This window comes from Cellulomonas sp. NPDC089187, assembly GCF_040685135.1.
In the GTDB taxonomy this organism is placed as follows: domain Bacteria; phylum Actinomycetota; class Actinomycetes; order Actinomycetales; family Cellulomonadaceae; genus Cellulomonas.
This window is the reverse complement of sequence record NZ_JBFBHI010000004.1, coordinates 430,730-448,939: the sequence shown is the minus strand read 5'-3', so window position 1 is coordinate 448,939 and position 18,210 is coordinate 430,730. Positions and strand designations below refer to the sequence as shown.

Below are 18,210 nucleotides of genomic sequence, written 5' to 3'. Positions count from 1 at the left end.
TCGCCGAGGTCGGGCCCGGCACCCTCGCTGACACCCGTCGTGCTGCCGAGTTCGGTGGTCCGGCCTCGAATTCGGATGCGCCGCATACGACCTCGAGGCGGAAAGTCCGAACTCGGGTTGTGGGTGGCGTGGGAGGTCGGAAATCGGCTCTCGGGTGGCGTGGAAGGTCCGAACTCGGGCCGGGCGGGGTGCGGCCGGGCCGGGCGGAGTGCCCGCGGGTCGGGCGGGTGTCAGACCGCCGCCGGCTCCGTCGCCCGGGTGCGGTAGACCAGCCCCGCCGCGAGGTACACCGCCGCCAGCGCCGCGAACGTCACCGGTGACCACCCGGTGTCCGGCAGGGTGAACGCCGCCAGCGCCGCCGCGCCCACGAAGGCCGCGTTGTACAGCACGTCGTAGAGCGAGAACGCTCGGCCGCGGAACTCGTCGGCGGTGTCGCGTTGCACGATGGTGTCCACGGCGATCTTGGCACCCTGCGCGGCGAGCCCGAGCAGCAGCGACCCGGCGAGCACGGCGGGCCAGGCGACGGTGAAGACCAGCAGCAGTTGGGTGGCGGCGGCCAGCAGCATGCAGACGGTGATCCACCGGTGCGGGCCGATCAGGGGGGAGACCACCGGGGTGACGACGATGGCCAGTCCGAAGCCGATGCCGGTCATCGCGCCGATCAGCCCGAAGTTGACCAGGCCCTGGTTGGCGTTGGACGGGTCGGCGAGCAGGTTGCGGGCGATCAGGATGCTGGCGATGAACACCACGCCGTAGAGAAACCGGTGCACGGTCATCACGGCCAGCGCGCGTCCGGGGGTGCCGCGGCGGACCAGGTAGCGGGCACCGTCGGCCAGTCCACGGGCCAGGGTGCTCAGCTGCTGTCGGATCTGCCGGGCGTCGACCAGGGCGTCCGGGCCCAGACGGTCGGGGGCGATGCGCCCGGCCAACAGTGAGGCACCGATCATCACGATGGCGGCGGCCAGCAGGATGACGAAGTCACGGGTGGTGGTCTGCGGCAGGAGCAGTCCCAGGCCGAGCCCGATGCCGGTGCCCAGCCCGTTGCACAGGGTGCCGAGGGTGGGGGTGATCGAGTTGGCGGTCAGCAACAGCTCACCGGCGACCACGCGGGGCTGGGATGCAGACATCGCGGACAGCAGGAACCGGTTCACGGACAGGGTGACCAGCGCCAGCACGTAGACCACCGGGTTCACACCGACGGTGAGGATGATCGTGCCGATCACCACGGCGAGCACTGCCCGGATCAGGTTGCCGATCAGCAGCACGCGTTGGCGTCGCCAGCGGTCGAGGAACACTCCGGCCCAGGGCCCGACGATGGTGAAGGGCAGCAGCAGCACCGCGAACGCGGCGGCGACCCCGGTGGCGGTGGTGGCGTTCTCCGGGGAGAAGAAGAACAAGGTCGCCAGTCCGGCCTGGAACAGGCCGTCGGAGCACTGACTCGTCAGGCGGACCACCAGCAGCTTCCGGAAGTCCACCAGGGGCCAGAGCTGCTTCAGATCGGAGACCACCTGCACGGCGGTCAGGGTAACGGGTCGCGATCCCGATTCCCCGTTCAGCGCATCGAGGCCACGTGCACGCACCCGGATCGGTGAGGTGAGCCACCCACGGTCTGCGTGCGCTCACTCAGTGGGGGCGTTCGGGTTACGTGACAGCGGGCAGGGATTCCCCTGGGCGGTACACGGTCCCTACGAGATCGAGGGTGAGCGGTCAACGCTCGAAATCCATCAGCTCAGGCGACTTCACAGGAGGCTCTCGTGGCGCCCAACGCCGATTCGGCAGGCCCCCGGTACAGCCAGCGACGTGCGTGCGCGCGCCCTGCCGCTGGGTGGAGCCGCGCTGCCGTGGTGATGCTCGCCGCCATCGCCTTGGTGGTCACGGGGTTGACCGCTGCGCAGAGCGCCACCCCGCAGATCGAGTTTCTGGTGAACTCGCTGAACACGTCCGCCGACGCCGCTCCCGGTGATGGGGTCTGCGCCGACGCGTCCGGTGAGTGCACACTGCGCGCGGCGATCGAGGAGTCGAACGCGTTGAATCGCGCCGCCGGGGAGATTCGGATCGGCGTGGAGCCGGCCTTCGCCGGGGGTCGGATCGACCTGACCGCCGCCACCTCGACGTGGATGCGCACGACGACAGTGGCGACCGGGGGGTCGATCACCGGGGACAACGGAGCGGTCTTCGAGGTTACGGCTCCGGTGATCATCGACTTGGAGCACAAGGTCACGGCGGCACCCGTCCCGACCCTGGATGCTCCCGCCGCTGCGGCGTTCTACCTCAACGGACCTGACATCGAGTTGATCGGGGTCGATGACACCTACACCGGCGAGACCTCGTTCTACGTCGGCCCGGCCGCGGCACGGGTCACCATTCGGGACGGATCGATCACCACCCCCAACGCCAATGCCGAGCGCTTCCTGGTGGTGCGAGGCGGCGCCTCGGCGATCACGGTGCGCAACTACGACGTGACCGGGTACGCCACCTCGGAGAGCGGCAACGGCTGGGGCTTTGTGGATGGGACCAGCACTGGTCAGCCACTGCAGAATCTGACGATCGACAACGTGCGCTACTACGCGGGTGCATCCGGGGCCTGCAACAGCTCGACTGCGGTCGGGTGCTCGTCGACCCCGCTGCACATGCGTAACCAGTTCGTCCTCGACCTGACCTTCACCAACAACACGGTCACCGACTTCAACCAGGCCGGTGACAACAACAATCGTCTGCTCGACGCGCGGGGATCGACGCTGCTGTCCCTGAACTGGTCCGGCAACACCATCACTAACCCGCGGGTCTATAGCGGTGAGTCGCTGATCGACTTCGGTGTGGCCGGATCGGGTGCCACCCTCGGCAACGTCACCATCGCGGACAACGTGTTCACGAATGTGACCGCCGCCAGCGAAGAGATGAACGGCATGATCCGGCTGCCTGCGAATAGATCGCTGGGGGGCTCGGGGTTGATCACCGGCAACACCTTCCTGGCCGGTGACGCGCAGACGCACGCGATCTACTGGGACGGCCCGTACTCCGATGCAGTGAACGTGACCTCCTCCGGCTTGGTGATCGAGAAGAACCACTTCGACGGGTGGGGCGACAACTCGTCCCGGTCGACGATCCGGATGTACCAGACCGGCTCGGTCACCATCCGGCAGAACACCTTCGGCACCGACACGGGCACTCAGACCAACACGGTCACGGAGGAGGGCACGGCCTCCGGCTCCTACGCCACCACGATGGTGAATAACTGGTCGTACGGTGCCAACGGCAAGATGAACACCTGGTACCCCACCGCCCGAACCAGTGCGAACGTCCAGGCCAGCGCACTGACCGCGCATCGCTGCACCATCGACATGGAGGTGGCACCGCCCAGCGACCCCACCAACAGCGCCGACATCACCGCCGCCCGCTACCCGGCGATGCCCGCGACGCTCGACCTGTACTGGACCGCCTCCCGCACCGCCGAGGTGTACCTGGAGTCGGTCACGGTCGAGGCGAATGAGCGCACCATGCTGAGCATCGATCTGCCGCTGCCCGGCGATCCGCGTCTCGCGCACCTGGCCGACGGGGCGGTGCAGCCGGTCGATCCGGTCACCGGTGTGGTCTCCGGTGGGATCCGGCTCCAGACGCAGGACCCGAACACGGGTGCGACTGTCGCGTCCTCGCAGTTCTCCCGGGTGGCGCTGATCGACGGCACCTGCCAGCCGACGCTGACCATTGACCAGTCGGATAACCAGAACGACCCGACCGTGGCTCGCGACCTGCACTACACCGTGCGTTCGACCATGCCGCTGGACCCGGGCAGTTTGACAGCCGATGACGTTGGTCTGACCGCCGTGCCGACTGCGGACACGATCGACGCGGGTCGTCTGAACCCGCGCGTGGTGTCGGTGACGCCGGTGCCCGGGACGGAGCACACGGAGTTCGTGGTGATCGTCCGGGTGGATGACTCGGCGGTGGTGACTGCCTCTCTGGGTGCGCAGACCGTGGTCTCAGAGCTGGGGCTGAGCAACTCGCTCGCCGCGACCAGCACGGACAACGAGATCACCTTCACCAACCCGCTGGTGGTCTCTCCGGAGAGGTTCACCCTGGTCACGGGTGAGCCCGCGGGCAAGGACTACTCGATCAGCGTGCGCCCCGGCGCACCGCTGCCCGCCGCAGAGCTGACCTTCGCCAGCACGATCGATCAGGTCGGCGTCGACCACGGGGTGGCTCTGTCCACTGCAACTCCGACCATGGCGGTGGGGGCGGAGTCCACCGACATGATCACCGTCACCGCTGCGGCGGGTGATGTCACCGCGAACACCCAGGTGGTCATCGCACATACCGTCAGCTCCGCGGACTCGAACTTTGACGGACTTGTGGTGCCGTCGGTGACCCCGCACCTCTTCAGCACCGATCCGACGATCGAGATCACCAAGCGGGCGTTCGTGAACGTCCGGGACCAGAGCAGCCCCGCCTCGATCGAGTCCACCGGGACGCCGGCGCTCACCGGTGAACGCTTGATGGACGGTCAGGCCGTCTGCTGGGTGTACACCGTCACGAATATCTCGGGCGATGACTGGGCGACCGAACTGACCGACGTTCGGGTGACGGACTCGGACACCCGCTTGGGCTCGGGGGGCGTGATCGGCACCGTGCCCAAGCTCGGTATCGGAGAGTCGCACCAGCTCTCGGCCTGTGCGGTGCTGATCCCCACGGACACCACGGCTGGCGGCTCCTGATGACCGTGAGCTCCACGTGGACTCCACGGCATGGGCACCTGGTCCCTCCCACCATGAGGCTCAAACCCCCACGGCCCCTGCTCGATCGCCCCCCTAGCAGGGAGCAGATCACCCCTAGATGACTGCGTAGCGATACCTAGTCCTGTCCTAGGTGCACTTGTCTACGAGCTTCCAGTGACCCAGCAAGCAGCCGAATCGCCGAAATCTCCGAATTAGGCGAAAGCATGGTTGCAGGTCAGGAGTCCGAGAACAGCTACCAGGAGGCGGTCATGACGGAACGCAACGAGCTCGCTGCGCCACGACACCGCCGTCGGCGTCCGTCTCGGCGGGTACACCGCGGGTGGGGCCGCTCCGCAACTGCCGCGCTGGCGGCTGTCGCCCTGGCCGCCACCGGGATCACCGCCGCACAGAGCGCGACTCCGCAGATCGAGTTCCTGGTCAACTCTCTGGCGAGCGACGCGGACGCCACCCCCGGTGACGGGACATGCGCCACCGCTGCGGGTGAGTGCACGCTCCGGGCGGCGATCCAGGAGTCCAACACCCTCAACCGCGCCGCGGGGGAGGTCCGGATCGGCGTCGACCCGACCTTCGCCGGTGGGCGAATCGACCTCACGGCGGTGAACTCGACCTGGATGCGAACCGCGTCGGTCACCACCGGCGGCACGATCGCTGGTGACAGCGGCGCTGTCTTCGAGGTGACAGCTCCGGTGATCATCGACCTCGAGCACAAGGTCACCGCTGCGCCTGTGACCACTCTCGACGGGCCAGGGGCTGCGGCGTTCTACCTGAACGGGCCGGACATCGAGTTGATCGGTGTCGACCAGACCTACACCGGGGAGACCACGTTCTACGTCGGCCCGAGTGCCGAGCGCGTGACCATCCGGGACGGTGCGATCGCCACACCCAACGCCAACCCGGAGCGATTCCTGGTGGTCCGGGGCGGCGCGAAGGAGATCGTCGTGCGCGATTACGAGGTCTCCGGCTACGCGACCTCGGAGTCCTACGACGGCTGGGGCTTCGTGGACGGCACCAGCGCGGCCCAGCCGCTCCAGCACTTGACCATCGACAACGTGCGCTACACCGCCGGTGCCTCCGGCGCGTGCAATGCGACGACCGCGGCCGGGTGCTCGTCATCGCCGCTGTCGATGCGTAACCAGTACGTCCTCGACCTGACCTTCACCAACAACACCGTGACCGACTTCAACCGGGCGGGTGACCGGAACAACCGACTGCTCGACGCGCGTGGATCGACGCTGCTCTCGATGAACTGGTCGGGCAACACCATCACCAACCCGCTCGTTTACACCGCTGACTCGTTGATCGACTTCGGTGCGGCCGGATCGGGTGCCACCGTCGGCTCGTTCACCATCGCGGACAACCTCTTCACCAGTGTCGAAGCCGGCAATGAAGAGATGAACGGCATGATCCGGCTGCCGGGAAACCGATCGCTGACCGGCGCGGGGCTCATCACAGGCAACACCTTCCTCGCCTCCGCCGTGCAGATGCAGGCGATCTACTGGGACGGCCCGTACTCGGACGCCGTGAACGTCACCTCCTCTGGTCTGGTGATCGAGAAGAACCACTTCGACGGGTGGAGTGATCACAGCGATCGATCGACGGTCCGGATGTACCAGACCGGCTCGGTCACCATGCGGCAGAACACCTTCGGCACCGATACCGGAACCCCGGCCAACACGGTCATCGAGGAGGGTCTGACCAGCGGTGCGTACACGACTGCCATGGTGAACAACTGGTCGTACGGTGCCAACGGCAAGATGAACACCTGGTTTCCCACCGCTCGCACCAGCATGAACGTGCAGTCGGCGCCGCTCACCGCGCAGCGCTGCACCATCGACATGGAGGTCGCCCCGCCCAGCGACCCCGCCAACGTCACCGACATCGGTGCGGCCCGGTATCCCGTGGTCCCGGCGACGCTCGACGTCTACTGGACTGCCGGCAAGAGCGCGGAGGTGTTCCTGGAGGCGGTCCCGGTGACAGCCAATGAGCGGACGACTCTGTCCGTGAAGCTGCCGCTGCCCGGCGACCCACGCTTGGCGCATCTGCCTGCTGGCGCGACGCTGCCGGTCGACCCGGTGACGGGTGCGGTCTCTGGTGGGCTTCGGTTGCAGACGCAGGACCCCAACGCGAGCGCGACCACTGCGTCCTCGCAGTACTCCCGGGTGGCGCTGATCGACGGCACCTGCCAGCCGACGCTGACCATCGATCAGTCGGACAACCAAAACGACCCGACCGTGGCCCGCGACCTGTCCTTCACGGTGCGCTCGTCCATGCCGTTGGACCCGACCAGCCTCACCGTGGACGACCTCACCCTGACCGCCGTCGCCACCGCCGACACCATCGACGCCGCTCGCCTCAACCCGCGGGCCATCTCGGTGACCCCGGTGCCCGGCACGGAGAACACCGAATTCGTGGTGATCGTCCGGGTTGATGACTCGGCGACGGTGACTGCGTCCCTCGGGGCCGACACCGTGCTGTCCGACTTCGGGTTGAGCAACACGCTCCCCGCGACCAGCACCGACAACCAGATCACCTTCACCAACCCGCTGGTCGCGAGCCCGCCGAAGTTCACGCTCGTCACCGGTGAGCCGAACGGGAAGGACTACGTGCTCAGTGTCCGCCCCGGTGCCCCGGCTCCCTCGGCCGAGCTGACCTTCACCAGCACGCTGGACCAGTCCGGGGTTGACCACGGGGTCGTCCTGTCCACCACCGCCCCGGTGATTGGGGTGGGAGGCGAATCCACCGCGCCGATCACGGTGACCGCGGCAGCCGGTGAGGTGGCCGCCAACACTCCGGTGCTGATCAGTCACACCGTCAGTTCCGCGGACGAAGCTTATGACGGTCTGGTGGTGCCGTCGGTGCGGCCATACCTGTTCAGCACGGACCCGACGATCGAGATCACCAAGCGGGCGTACGTCGGCGTCACCGACACCTCCTCGCCGCAGTCGATCGAGTCCACCGGCACCCCCGCGTTGACCGGTGAGCGCCTGATGGACGCTCAAGCGGTGTGCTGGGTCTACACCGTCACCAACATTTCCGCTGATGACTGGGCCACCACGCTGTCCGACATCGCGGTGACCGACTCTGACACCCGCCTGGGCACCGACGGTCTGATCGGCGCTGTCAGCAATCTGGCCATCGGCGCATCGCAGAAGTTCTCTGCGTGCGCGGTGCTGACGCCCACCGACACCACGGCAGGCGGCTCCTCATGACCGCCACTGCGCACCGGTGGGTGCCGCCGCTGGCCGCCACCCTCATCATTGCCGCCTTGCTGCTCGGCGGAACGCTGGCGCTCTGGGCGTCGGACGCGGGCTTCCGAGGTGGCCAGGTCACGGCGGGTGACCTGGTGCTGGACAGCGGGACGACCACGTGGCGACAGGTCACCCCGGGTGTCGATTCCCCGAGGACCGGAGTCGTCAGCAGCACCGCCCCCGATGACATGTTCACGATGCCGGGCGACGTGATCGAGTTCGTGCAGCCGGTGTCCACGACCCTGTACGGGGACAACATCGTCGGCGGCATGAGCGTCCGGTTCGCCGATCCTGACAACCTCGCGGCGGATGTCGAGGCCGGGCGGGTCGAGGTCGGATTCGTGGTGCTGGATGCCGAGGGCACCCAGGTCGCACCCCGCACCGGTGAGGCACCACTGGGCAGCACCGTCGTCGTCCCCGGCCTGACCGGGAGCAGCCCTGGAACCACCGAGGACTGGACCGTCGTGATCCGGGTCGACGTGCTCGGCGACTACGCCTGGGCGCAGGGCGAGCCGGTCACCGCCGCCGGGCTGTGGAACACCGGTGAGGTGCTGGTCGAGCTCCAGCAGGTCCGCGAAGGCGACGGGTTCGGAGGCGGCGCATGAGCAGGACAGGACGTCGCTCGAGCCGCTCGGTGATCGCCGCGGCAGCCCTCGTCCTGGCCGGCGGTCTGATCGCCAACGCCCTGTGGTCGGACAATCTGCAGCCGTTGCAGCCGTCGATGCGGACCGGTGGCGTGAGCTTCGCCGCGCAGGCGGGCTATGACACCAGCACCCGGGTGGACTCCATCGCCGGGGAGGCGGTCACGCTGACGCTGCCGGGCTCGCAGATCGTCCGCGTGCTCGACCAGCCGGGGCCCGACCCGGAACCGGTGTTCTGGCGGTTCCGGATGACCGGTGCCGCGATGGGTATCACCGGTCTTGTCGCGCACATCTCGGTCACGTCCCAGATTCACGACGACGGGTCCACCCACGACCTGTCCGGTGGCTTCGCCGAGCACAACACGGTGCTGGGCGGGTCGGTGGTCAAGCTCTACCCGGCGGCCGCCGGTGGCGACTGCTCGGTGGTGCCAGCCACCCCAGAGGGCCAGGAAGACCGCAACATCCTGGTCTACGACGGGGCCGAGTACACCGTTCAGGCCGCCGGAGTGAACCCCTCCGGTGACCTGATCACCCGTGAGTGGTGCGTGGCGATGGACTGGATCGACGACCCCGACGGGCTCTACGTCAACGAGGTCCAGGTCCGCGCCACCGCCGAGGACGGGACCTCCAGTAACGGAATCGACGAGTGGCGGTCCGCGGTCGCTTTCCCGCGGACCCTCGACCCGATCGGCAGCTACGCCAACCGAGCGTGGGTGGAAGCACTTGCCATGGATGGCACCACGTCCCGGGACAGCGACGACTGGAACGCCGTCCTCTATCCCGATCCCGCGGCGGAGCCGGATGTGCTCCTGACGATCGACCCCGCCGTCACCAATCTCAACCCCCACGTGGCGACCGGCGACCAGCCGGTCTTCACCACCCCCTGATGTCCCCCTTCCCTCGGGGGCACACCGAAAGGAACCGACATGAACACCACCTCTCCGACCCCGGTCGTCGTCGTCACCGAGGAGAAGAAGCGTCGCAAGGGCCTGCTCTGGGTCGCCGGCGGTGCGGCTCTGCTGCTCGGTGGCTCGACTTTCGCCCTGTGGTCCGCCTCGAGCTCCTTCACCGGCGGCACTGTCACGGCGGGTGACCTGAACATCGTCCAGGCCGCCGACACCTCGTTCTGGGATGTCTCCGCCGACCGCGTGGACGCCACCGGCACCGTGACCGGCACCGACGGCTCGCAGAAGGGTCACGCGATCACCAGCGTCGCCGACTGGCGGATCGTCCCGGGTGACAAGGTCGCCGCGTCCTTCAGCGCCGACGTCACCCTCGAGGGCGACAACCTGGTCGGCAAGCTGACCCTGGACGGTGCCGAGGCCAACACCCTGGCGAACACCGGGATGACCTACACCTACGAGATCTACAAGGAGGACACCCTGGTGGTGGCGGAGAAGGCGCTGCCCACCACTGCTGGTGCCAGCCTGCTGTACCTGTCCGCCCCGGCCACCGGCCAGGCCGCCGGTGCCGAGGACGCCAACGGTACGACCGTGTACTCGATGGCCAACACCACCGAGGACTTCACCGTCGTGGTCTACGGCACCTTCGACGCCGCCACCGCCACGCGGGACCAGGTCACCGTCGCCGACACCCTGGCGAACCTGACCGTGAAGCTGGAGCAGGTGCGCGACACCGGCGCCCAGTTCGTGGTGCCGACGCCGGCTCCGTGATCCGGCGCTGAACCGCGGGGGCGGTGGATCGACTCCACCGCCCCCGCACCCCACCCCGTCGTCCAGAAAGGAGTACCCGTGTCCCGTCGCACTGCCGTCACCGGCCGCCGCCCCGCGGTCCGGGTGCGCCGCGCCTGGTACGACTCGCCGTGGCGAATCGCCGGTCAGGCGGTCAGCTCCGCGATCGCCGTGTTGCTGGTCGCCCTGATCGCCGCATTGGTCGTGGTCCCCAAGGTCACCGGCGGGACCTCGTTGACCGTGCTCAGCGGCTCGATGGAGCCGACCTTCGCCCCCGGGGACGTCCTCGTGGTGCGCGGGGTCGACAGTGCGGACGTGTGCGCTGAGATCGCGATCAACGACGTCATCACCTACTTCCCCAAGCCCGACGACCCGACGCTGATCAGCCACCGGGTGGTCGGCAAGACCATCGGCACCTTCGACGACGGCACCCGCTGCCGTCTCGTGACTCAGGGAGACGCCAACAGCGCCGTGGACGACCCGATCTCTCCCGAGCAGGTCCGCGGAGTACTGCTCTATGGCATCCCCAAGCTCGGCTGGCTCCGGCAGTGGGCCGGGGACCACATCCAGCCCTTGATGATCGCCGCCGCGGTCGCCCTGATCGGCTGGGGACTGTGGTCCACGATCCGTCGACCGCAGACCCGCGTGCTCGCCGTGCCGACCACGGGTGGCACGCCGGACGTCGACATCCCCGCCGCATCGCACCCGACCACCGAGCCCGCCCTTCCGGTCCACCGTGATCTGCTGGCCCGTGAGCTCGATCTTCGCGAGCGCGAACTTGCCCTCCGTGAGCGGGAGCTGGCCTTCGCTCAGCGCACCGCCGGACTTCCCGAGCAGGAGAACGTCTGATGGCCGCTCGCACTCTCGTGATCCCCACCGGCGACGGTTCCGCGCCCCAGGTCCTGCGCTACGACGATGGCGCGCTGTCCAGTCGCGGCCGCACCGTGGCCTGGGTCATCGCGGCGATGCTCCTGTTCCTCGGCACCGGCGTGCTCAGCGCCGTCGGACTCACCCCGATCACTGGGGCGACCACGGGCAGCGGTGGCGTCGACGCCACCGGTGATGACGCTGCCCGAGTGTCCGCGCCCTCGGGCGGCGCGGGGGCCCCGGCGGTCGCTGATCGTGCGACTCAGGCAGGGCAGGCAGCCCCGGTCGGCACTGCTGGCGACCCGAACGAGCTTCCCGACGTGATCGGAGCGCAGTGGGACGGCCCGACGGTGCACGTCGACTGGACCGGGAATCACTACACCACCGTCGAGGCGGACTTTGTCGGTGACCGCGTCGCGTCTCCCGGTGACCGGGTGGAGCGCACCCTCACCCTGGTCAACGAGGGCCCCGCTGACGCGGTGATGACCGTCAACCTCCTGCTGTCCCAGACCGTCCCCGAGGGCACGACCAACCCCGATTTCAGCGAGGCCATCGATCTGTTCTGGAATGTGGCCGGAGTCGCTGGCACGGACACCTTCGCGACCCTCCTGGCTCAGGGCAGCCCCACCATCGCCGAGGTCGTGGTCCCCCGGCACGCGACCGCCCGGATCACGGTGGGCTTCCTGATGCCGGTCGACGTCGACGGTCACCGGTCCGACATCACCGTGGACTCCACCGCCCTGCACTTCCAGCTGCAAGCTCGGATGAGGGGGGACACGCCCAGTGCGCCCCCGGCCCTGGTCGCCCTGCCCGACCTCGCGATCACCGGTGCACAGGTCGCGGGTGCCGCCCTGCTCGTGGTCGGGCTCCTGCTGGTCGGCTGGCTGCTCGTAGCCGTTGCCCGGCGCCGACGCTGCGACGACTGTGGCCGCCGCATTGGGCGCGGTGAGGAGTGGACCGTGCGCCGCGGCGGGGATGCGCCCCGACGGGTGCAGTGCGCGGACTGTCAGCCAGCCCCCGGGAGTGACTGACCCGCTGCACCACGCAAAGGCCCCGCCACCGGTCACCGGTGGCGGGGCCTTTCACTGCGGGTGGGGTCAGACTGTGCTCACGCCGAAGCGCTCTTGTGGTTGCTGCTCGCGCTGACCGGGGTTCCGCCCCAGGCGGGACCCCGCTGACGCTCGGCCTCACCTGGGGCTGCGCTTCGGTCAGCGCTCAGTGCTTGCCACTCGTGCTGACCTGCGCTCCGCCCCAGGCGGGACCTCGCTGACGCTCGGCCTCACCTGGGGCTGCGCTTCGGTCAGCGCTCGATGTCACCCCGGATGAAGGCCTCGACCATGCCGCGGCCCTCGGTGTCCTCGTGCTGCACCGGCGGGGACTTCATGAAGTAGGTCGACGCCGACAGGATCGGGCCACCGACACCGCGGTCCTTGGCGATCTTCGCGGCGCGGACGGCGTCGATGATGATGCCGGCCGAGTTGGGGGAGTCCCAGACCTCGAGCTTGTACTCCAGGTTCAGCGGCACCTCACCGAAGGCACGACCCTCAAGGCGGACGTAGGCCCACTTGCGGTCGTCGAGCCAGGCGACGTAGTCCGACGGGCCGATGTGGACGTTGCGGTCGTCCTTCTTGCCGGCCAGCGGGCCGTCGTGCAGGTTGGAGGTGACGGCCTGCGTCTTGGAGATCTTCTTTGACTCCAGGCGCTCGCGCTCGAGCATGTTCTTGAAGTCCATGTTGCCGCCGACGTTCAGCTGGTACGTGCGGTCCAGGATGACGCCGCGGTCCTCGAACAGGCGGGCCAGCACCCGGTGGGTGATGGTCGCGCCGACCTGGGACTTGATGTCGTCACCGACGATCGGGACACCGGCGTCCTCGAACTTCTTGGCCCAGACCGGGTCGGAGGCGATGAACACCGGAAGGGCGTTCACAAAGGCCACGCCCGCGTCGATGGCGGCCTGCGCGTAGAACTTGTCGGCCTCCTCGGAGCCCACCGGCAGGTAGGACACCAGCACGTCGACCTTCGCGTCCTTGAGCGCCTGGACCACGTCGACCGGCTCGGCGTCGGACTCGGTGATGGTCTGCGCGTAGTACTTGCCCACACCGTCCAGGGTCGGGCCACGCTGCACGGTGACGCCCAGCGGCGGCACGTCGGTGATCTTGATGGTGTTGTTCTCCGAGGCCAGGATCGCCTCGGACAGGTCGAAGCCGACCTTCTTCGCGTCCACATCGAACGCCGCGACGAACTCCAGGTCGGAGACGTGGTAGTCGCCGAACTGCACGTGCATCAGACCCGGGACCTTGCCCGCCGGGTCGGCGTCGGCGTAGTAGTGCACGCCCTGGACAAGCGACGAGGCGCAGTTGCCCACACCGGCGATCGCAACGCGGATGGCAGTCATCCTCGCTCCTTCTGAGGTTGAGCCGCTGGGTCAGCACCCGCGGCGGTCGTGCGGGAGTCGACCTGCTGGTCGCCTCCACGGGGACGGGCACCGCGGTTGCGGCGCTCGTGGTCAATGAGGTCATCGAGCCAGCGGACCTCGCGCTCGACCTGGTCGAGCCCGTGGCGTTGCAGCTCGAGGGTGTACTCGTCCATCCGCACTCGGGTGCGGCTGAGCGAGTCCCGGATCATCTCCAGCCGCTCGGTGAGCCGGGTCCGCCGGCCCTCCAGGATGCGCAGCCGGGTCTCGGCGTCGGTCTGCCCGAAGAAGGCGAACCGGAAGCCGAAGGTCTCGTCCTCCCAGGCGGCAGGGCCGGAGGAGGCCAGCACGGTCTGGAACTGTTCCTTGCCCTCGGCGGTGAGCTGGTACACGATCCGTGCCCGCTTACCGGACAGGGCGTGCGCCGGGGCCTCGGTCGCATCGGAGCCGGAGATCCAGCCCCGGGCGGCCAACGACTTCAGGCACGGGTACAGCGACCCGTAGCTGAGGGCGCGGAAGGAACCGAGCAGCAGGTTCAGACGCTTGCGCAGCTCATAGCCGTGCATCGGGGTGTCGTGCAGCAGACCGAGGATCGCCGACTCGAGCACATCGGAGCGTGCGCGCATCTGCCCTCCTCGGCGGTGCCTGTCGACTAGATGTATCGAGTTGATACATCGCAGGAGAGTAAGGGACCGGGATGATCCGGGCAAGGACTCCCCGTCGCCGCGCGTCGACCCGTGGTGATCGGGTGAAGGTCATCGTGGGAATCGGGCAGCCCGCTCGGTCGGCAGAAGGCGCTCGCGCATACTGATTCGGGCCCGGCGTCCCCTCACGGCGGTCCAGGCAGACAGGAAGGCAACACCGTGGCAAGCACGAACCGACGGTCGACCGGCTCGACGGGCTCCTCCGGCGCGCGCCGGACCACGTCGTCCTCGACCTCCGGCAAGGGCAACAGCGGCAAGGGCTCGACCGCCGCCCGCGAGGGCGGTCGTCGTCGCCTGATCGACTACCCCCGGCGCGGGTACACCGGCCTGCACCGGTGGCTGCCGTCCTGGCGGTTCGTGGTCGGGACGATCACCGGCTTCATCTTCCTGTGCCTGGGCATCGGGGTGGCGGCCTACGCGCTGGTCGACGTGCCGGACCCAGACGAGTTCGTCGAGGCGCAGACCAGCACCGTCTACTACTCCGACGGCACCACGGAGATGGGCTCGTTCCCCGGTCCGAACCGCAACCTGGTCGACTATGGGGCGTTGCCCGAGTATGTCGGGCAGGCCGTGGTCGCCGCGGAGGACCGGACGTTCTTTGAGAACCAGGGTGTGTCGATCACCGGCATGGGCCGCGCGCTGATCAACAACCTGACCGGTGGCAAGACGCAGGGCGGGTCGACGCTGACCCAGCAGTACGTCGAGCGCTACTACGTCGGATCGACCACCACCTCCTACCTGGGCAAGGCCAAGGAGACGCTGCTAGCGATCAAGATCGCGCAGAGCGAGACCAAGGAGCAGATCCTCGGTCGCTACCTCAATACCATCTACTTCGGCCGGGACTCTTACGGCATCGACGCCGCCGCGCAGGCCTACTTCGGGCACTCCGCCGCGGAGCTGACCGTCGCCGAGGCCGCCATGCTGGCGGGGATCATCCCCTCGCCGAACAACTGGGACCCGGCAGTTAGCCCGGAGAAGGCGCAGCAGCGTTGGGAGTACGTGCTCGGCCACATGGTGGAGGACGGGTATCTCACCCAGGCCGACCGGGACGCGCTGGAGTTCCCGGCGGTGGTCCCCTTCGAGCGGTCGGACACCTACGGCGGCACCAACGGCTACCTGTTGCAGTACGTGAAGGCCGAGCTCACCGCCGCCGGCATCACCGATGAGCAGATCAGCTCCGGTGGCCTGACCATCACCACCACCATCGACCCGAGCGTGCAGCAGATGGCCGTCGACGCGGTGGCCCGGCTGCGCAGCGGTGAGCTCTCCGACGGTGAGGCCCCGGATGCCGCGCTCAAGATCGGTGTGGTCACCACCGACCCGGCCACCGGCGCGATTGTGTCCATGTACGGCGGCGAGGACTTCTTGGCCGACCAGTACAACCGCGCGACCTACCCGGTGCAGGCCGGATCGACGTTCAAGCCGTTCACGTTGATCGCCGCCCTGGAGGAGGGCATCCCCCTCACCAGTCGGTACAACGGGAACAGCCCGCAGACCATCGACGGGTGGGACGGCAACGCGGTCAACAACTTCGGCGGGAGCAGCTACGGGAACGTCGACCTGGTCAAGGCGACCGCGCAGTCGGTGAACACCGTGTACGCCCAGCTCAACCTGGAGGTCGGTCCGGAGAAGACCGCCCAGGTGGCGACCGACTCCGGCATCACCACCCCGGTGACCTCGGTGGCCTCCAACGTGCTGGGTGTCGACGACGTGCGCCCGGTCGACATGGCCAACGCCTACGGCACGCTGGCCGCCCAGGGGCAGCACCACGCGTCCTACATGGTGCGCGAGGCGGTCTACCCGGACGGTGACATCGCCTACAGCGGCCAGGGACCGGCGACCACGGTCTACGACGCCTCCGTGGCCGCCGACGCCACCTATGCGATGACCCAGGTGGTCGAGCAGGGTTCCGGGCGGACCTGGGTCAAGCCGCTGGGCCGGGAGATCGCCGGGAAGACCGGTACCTCCAATGACAACCGCTCGGCGTGGTTCATGGGCTTCACCCCGAATGTGGTCACCGCTGTGGCGATGAGCCAGGTGGGCGAGAACGGCTCCGACCGGGCGACGATCACCCCGTGGGGTGGGGTCCGCGAGGTCACCGGATCGACCTGGCCGGCCGCGCTGTGGGCGTCCTACATGGAGCAGGTGTTCACGTTGCCGCAGTACGCCGAGGAGCTGAGCTTCCCGCCCGCGGCCAATGTCGGACCCACCCAGGCCCCGACGGCGACCGAGGCCCCGACGCAGGAGCCGACCCAGGCCCCCGAGGAGCCGGTCGAGCCCACCACCGTCGCCGTGCCCTCCGGCCTGGAAGGCGCGCTCGTCGGGGACGCGCAGGCTGCGGTGACGAACGCCGGGCTGGTGCCGCAGGTGACCCAGCAGTCCTCCTCGACGGTGGCCGCCGGTCGGGTCATCTCCACCAACCCGGGACCCGGTGCCCAGGTCGCTCCGGGCTCCGCCGTGACCATCGTGGTGTCCACCGGCCCCGAGGTCGTCCAGGAACCGCAGCCAATGCCGACCCCGACCTCGGTGCCGGGTGCCCCGAACGACTGAGACCGGGTAGACTCGTGCGCTGCTGTGTCTTCCCGCCGTCGCCATCGATGGTCCGGGAGCACACGGCTACGCAGCTCGCACGTCACGTGCGAACCCTCCTGCCACGGAACGACCGTGGCCGCGAAGACCAGAGGAGGTGGGTATGAGCCTGCGTCACTACGAGATGATGATCATCCTCGACCCCGAGATCGAGGAGCGCACCGTCGCCCCGTCGCTGGACAAGTACCTGTCGGTCATCAAGACCGACGGTGGCTCCGTCGACAACGTGGACATCTGGGGCCGTCGTCGCCTGGCGTACGACATCCAGAAGAAGTCCGAGGGCATCTACGCGGTGGTCGACTTCTCCTCCACCCCGGCGACTGCCAAGGAGCTGGACCGTCAGCTCGGCCTGAACGAGGTCGTCCTGCGCACCAAGGTGCTCCGCAAGGACGCCTGAGCGTCGGAGCACGCGGATAGCGTGCAACGGAACTCACCCACTCACGACCCGAGGAGCACCCATGGCCGGTGACACTGTCATCACGGTGGTCGGAAACCTCACCGCCGATCCGGAGCTGCGGTTCACGCCGTCCGGAGCAGCGGTGGCCAACTTCACCGTGGCGTCCACCCCGCGCACCTTTGACCGTCAGAGCAACGAGTGGAAGGACGGCGACACGCTGTTCCTGCGCTGCTCGATCTGGCGTGAGGCCGCGGAGAACGTCGCCGAGTCCCTGACCAAGGGCACCCGGGTCATCGTGCAGGGCCGGCTGGTGCAGCGGTCCTACGAGACCCGTGAGGGCGAGAAGCGCACCGTCTACGAGATGCAGGTCGACGAGGTCGGCCCGTCGCTCCGTTACGCCTCGGCCAAGCTCACCCGGACCCAGCGGTCCGGTGGTGGCGGCGGCTTCGGTGGCAACGGTGGTGGCGGCGGCTACGGCGGCCAGCAGGGTGGCGGCTTTAACGGTGGCGGCGGCGGTCAGCCCGCCGACGACCCGTGGGCCACCCCCCAGGGCGGCGGTGGCGGTTACTCGGACGAGCCTCCGTTCTGATCCGCACCGGGTGACGACTGACGTCACCCACCCCTTTCACCTCCCATCCCGGGGCATGGCAACGCCCCGGGCTCCAAGAGAAGGAGCACCACGATGGCCAAGGCCGTTGTCCGGAAGCCCAAGAAGAAGCAGAACCCGCTCAAGGCGGCGAAGATCGAGTCGGTCGACTACAAGGACACCGCTCTGCTGCGGAAGTTCATCTCCGACCGCGGGAAGATCCGCGCCCGCCGCGTCACCGGCGTCTCCGTCCAGGAGCAGCGCGCGATCGCCCGGGCCGTGAAGAACGCCCGCGAGATGGCTCTGCTGCCCTACTCGTCGTCGGCTCGCTGAGAAGGAGC

General features: G+C 68.5%; 14 protein-coding genes. 11 read left to right on the top strand and 3 right to left on the bottom strand.

Annotation, left to right across the window (positions count from 1 at the left end; translation table 11 throughout):
- Positions 1-230: 230 nt before the first annotated feature.
- Positions 231-1,514, bottom strand: a complete 1,284-nt coding sequence (locus tag AB0N78_RS13285) for an MFS transporter (protein WP_363390974.1) — start codon at positions 1,512-1,514, stop codon at positions 231-233.
- Between the two features lie 327 nt (positions 1,515-1,841).
- Here AB0N78_RS13285 and AB0N78_RS13280 point away from each other — a divergent pair, with 327 nt between their 5' ends.
- The 7 genes from AB0N78_RS13280 to AB0N78_RS13250 all read left to right on the top strand — a co-directional run bounded on the left by AB0N78_RS13280 (position 1,842) and on the right by AB0N78_RS13250 (position 12,211).
- Complete coding sequence (locus AB0N78_RS13280; protein WP_363390971.1) at positions 1,842-4,712, top strand: hypothetical protein; 2,871 nt, start codon at positions 1,842-1,844, stop codon at positions 4,710-4,712.
- 269 nt (positions 4,713-4,981) lie between these two features.
- Complete coding sequence (locus AB0N78_RS13275) at positions 4,982-7,942, top strand: hypothetical protein (RefSeq protein WP_363390969.1); 2,961 nt, start codon at positions 4,982-4,984, stop codon at positions 7,940-7,942.
- Positions 7,939-8,586 (top strand): hypothetical protein, encoded by a 648-nt coding sequence (locus tag AB0N78_RS13270; protein WP_363390966.1) that lies wholly within the window; start codon positions 7,939-7,941, stop codon positions 8,584-8,586. Before AB0N78_RS13275 ends, AB0N78_RS13270 begins: the two co-directional genes overlap by 4 nt.
- On the top strand, positions 8,583-9,509 hold the full coding sequence (locus tag AB0N78_RS13265; RefSeq protein ID WP_363390963.1) for a hypothetical protein: 927 nt from the start codon (positions 8,583-8,585) through the stop codon (positions 9,507-9,509). The genes AB0N78_RS13270 and AB0N78_RS13265 overlap by 4 nt, the downstream gene beginning before the upstream one ends.
- A 39-nt stretch (positions 9,510-9,548) precedes the next feature.
- Entirely contained in the window at positions 9,549-10,295 is a 747-nt protein-coding gene (locus AB0N78_RS13260; RefSeq protein WP_363390960.1) for an alternate-type signal peptide domain-containing protein, read from the top strand.
- Positions 10,296-10,373: 78 nt separating this feature from the next.
- Positions 10,374-11,162 (top strand): signal peptidase I, encoded by a 789-nt coding sequence (locus AB0N78_RS13255; RefSeq protein ID WP_363390957.1) that lies wholly within the window; start codon positions 10,374-10,376, stop codon positions 11,160-11,162.
- Positions 11,162-12,211, top strand: a complete 1,050-nt coding sequence (locus AB0N78_RS13250; RefSeq protein ID WP_363390954.1) for a hypothetical protein — start codon at positions 11,162-11,164, stop codon at positions 12,209-12,211. The genes AB0N78_RS13255 and AB0N78_RS13250 overlap by 1 nt, the downstream gene beginning before the upstream one ends.
- A gap of 269 nt (positions 12,212-12,480) precedes the next feature.
- Here the strand turns inward: AB0N78_RS13250 and AB0N78_RS13245 are convergent, their stop codons facing one another.
- Both AB0N78_RS13245 and AB0N78_RS13240 read right to left on the bottom strand, forming a co-directional pair.
- Entirely contained in the window at positions 12,481-13,575 is a 1,095-nt protein-coding gene (locus AB0N78_RS13245; protein ID WP_363390951.1) for an inositol-3-phosphate synthase, read from the bottom strand.
- On the bottom strand, positions 13,572-14,219 hold the full coding sequence (locus AB0N78_RS13240) for a PadR family transcriptional regulator (RefSeq protein ID WP_363390948.1): 648 nt from the start codon (positions 14,217-14,219) through the stop codon (positions 13,572-13,574). Before AB0N78_RS13240 ends, AB0N78_RS13245 begins: the two co-directional genes overlap by 4 nt.
- Before the next feature lie 237 nt (positions 14,220-14,456).
- Between AB0N78_RS13240 and AB0N78_RS13235 the strand changes: the two genes are divergently transcribed.
- From AB0N78_RS13235 to rpsR, 4 genes are all read left to right on the top strand, one after another.
- Positions 14,457-16,847 (top strand): transglycosylase domain-containing protein, encoded by a 2,391-nt coding sequence (locus tag AB0N78_RS13235; RefSeq protein ID WP_363390945.1) that lies wholly within the window; start codon positions 14,457-14,459, stop codon positions 16,845-16,847.
- A gap of 142 nt (positions 16,848-16,989) precedes the next feature.
- Positions 16,990-17,283 carry a 30S ribosomal protein S6 gene (rpsF, locus tag AB0N78_RS13230; RefSeq protein ID WP_363390942.1) on the top strand — a complete coding sequence of 98 codons (294 nt, stop codon included), beginning with the start codon at positions 16,990-16,992 and terminating at the stop codon, positions 17,281-17,283.
- 61 nt (positions 17,284-17,344) lie between these two features.
- Positions 17,345-17,872 carry a single-stranded DNA-binding protein gene (locus AB0N78_RS13225; RefSeq protein ID WP_363390939.1) on the top strand — a complete coding sequence of 176 codons (528 nt, stop codon included), beginning with the start codon at positions 17,345-17,347 and terminating at the stop codon, positions 17,870-17,872.
- 93 nt (positions 17,873-17,965) lie between these two features.
- Positions 17,966-18,202 carry a 30S ribosomal protein S18 gene (gene rpsR / locus AB0N78_RS13220; RefSeq protein WP_013772910.1) on the top strand — a complete coding sequence of 79 codons (237 nt, stop codon included), beginning with the start codon at positions 17,966-17,968 and terminating at the stop codon, positions 18,200-18,202.
- Positions 18,203-18,210 lie beyond the last annotated feature (8 nt).

Bases quoted from the DNA above. Each gene is read 5' to 3' on its own strand.
- AB0N78_RS13270 (WP_363390966.1), top strand. From the start codon at position 7,939: ATGACCGCCACTGCGCACCGGTGGGTGCCGCCGCTGGCCGCCACCCTC.
- AB0N78_RS13265 (WP_363390963.1), top strand. From the start codon at position 8,583: ATGAGCAGGACAGGACGTCGCTCGAGCCGCTCGGTGATCGCCGCGGCA.
- AB0N78_RS13225 (WP_363390939.1), top strand. From the start codon at position 17,345: ATGGCCGGTGACACTGTCATCACGGTGGTCGGAAACCTCACCGCCGAT.
- AB0N78_RS13240 (WP_363390948.1), bottom strand. From the start codon at position 14,219: ATGCGCGCACGCTCCGATGTGCTCGAGTCGGCGATCCTCGGTCTGCTG.
- AB0N78_RS13260 (WP_363390960.1), top strand. From the start codon at position 9,549: ATGAACACCACCTCTCCGACCCCGGTCGTCGTCGTCACCGAGGAGAAG.
- rpsF (WP_363390942.1), top strand. From the start codon at position 16,990: ATGAGCCTGCGTCACTACGAGATGATGATCATCCTCGACCCCGAGATC.
- AB0N78_RS13275 (WP_363390969.1), top strand. From the start codon at position 4,982: ATGACGGAACGCAACGAGCTCGCTGCGCCACGACACCGCCGTCGGCGT.
- rpsR (WP_013772910.1), top strand. From the start codon at position 17,966: ATGGCCAAGGCCGTTGTCCGGAAGCCCAAGAAGAAGCAGAACCCGCTC.
- AB0N78_RS13245 (WP_363390951.1), bottom strand. From the start codon at position 13,575: ATGACTGCCATCCGCGTTGCGATCGCCGGTGTGGGCAACTGCGCCTCG.
- AB0N78_RS13250 (WP_363390954.1), top strand. From the start codon at position 11,162: ATGGCCGCTCGCACTCTCGTGATCCCCACCGGCGACGGTTCCGCGCCC.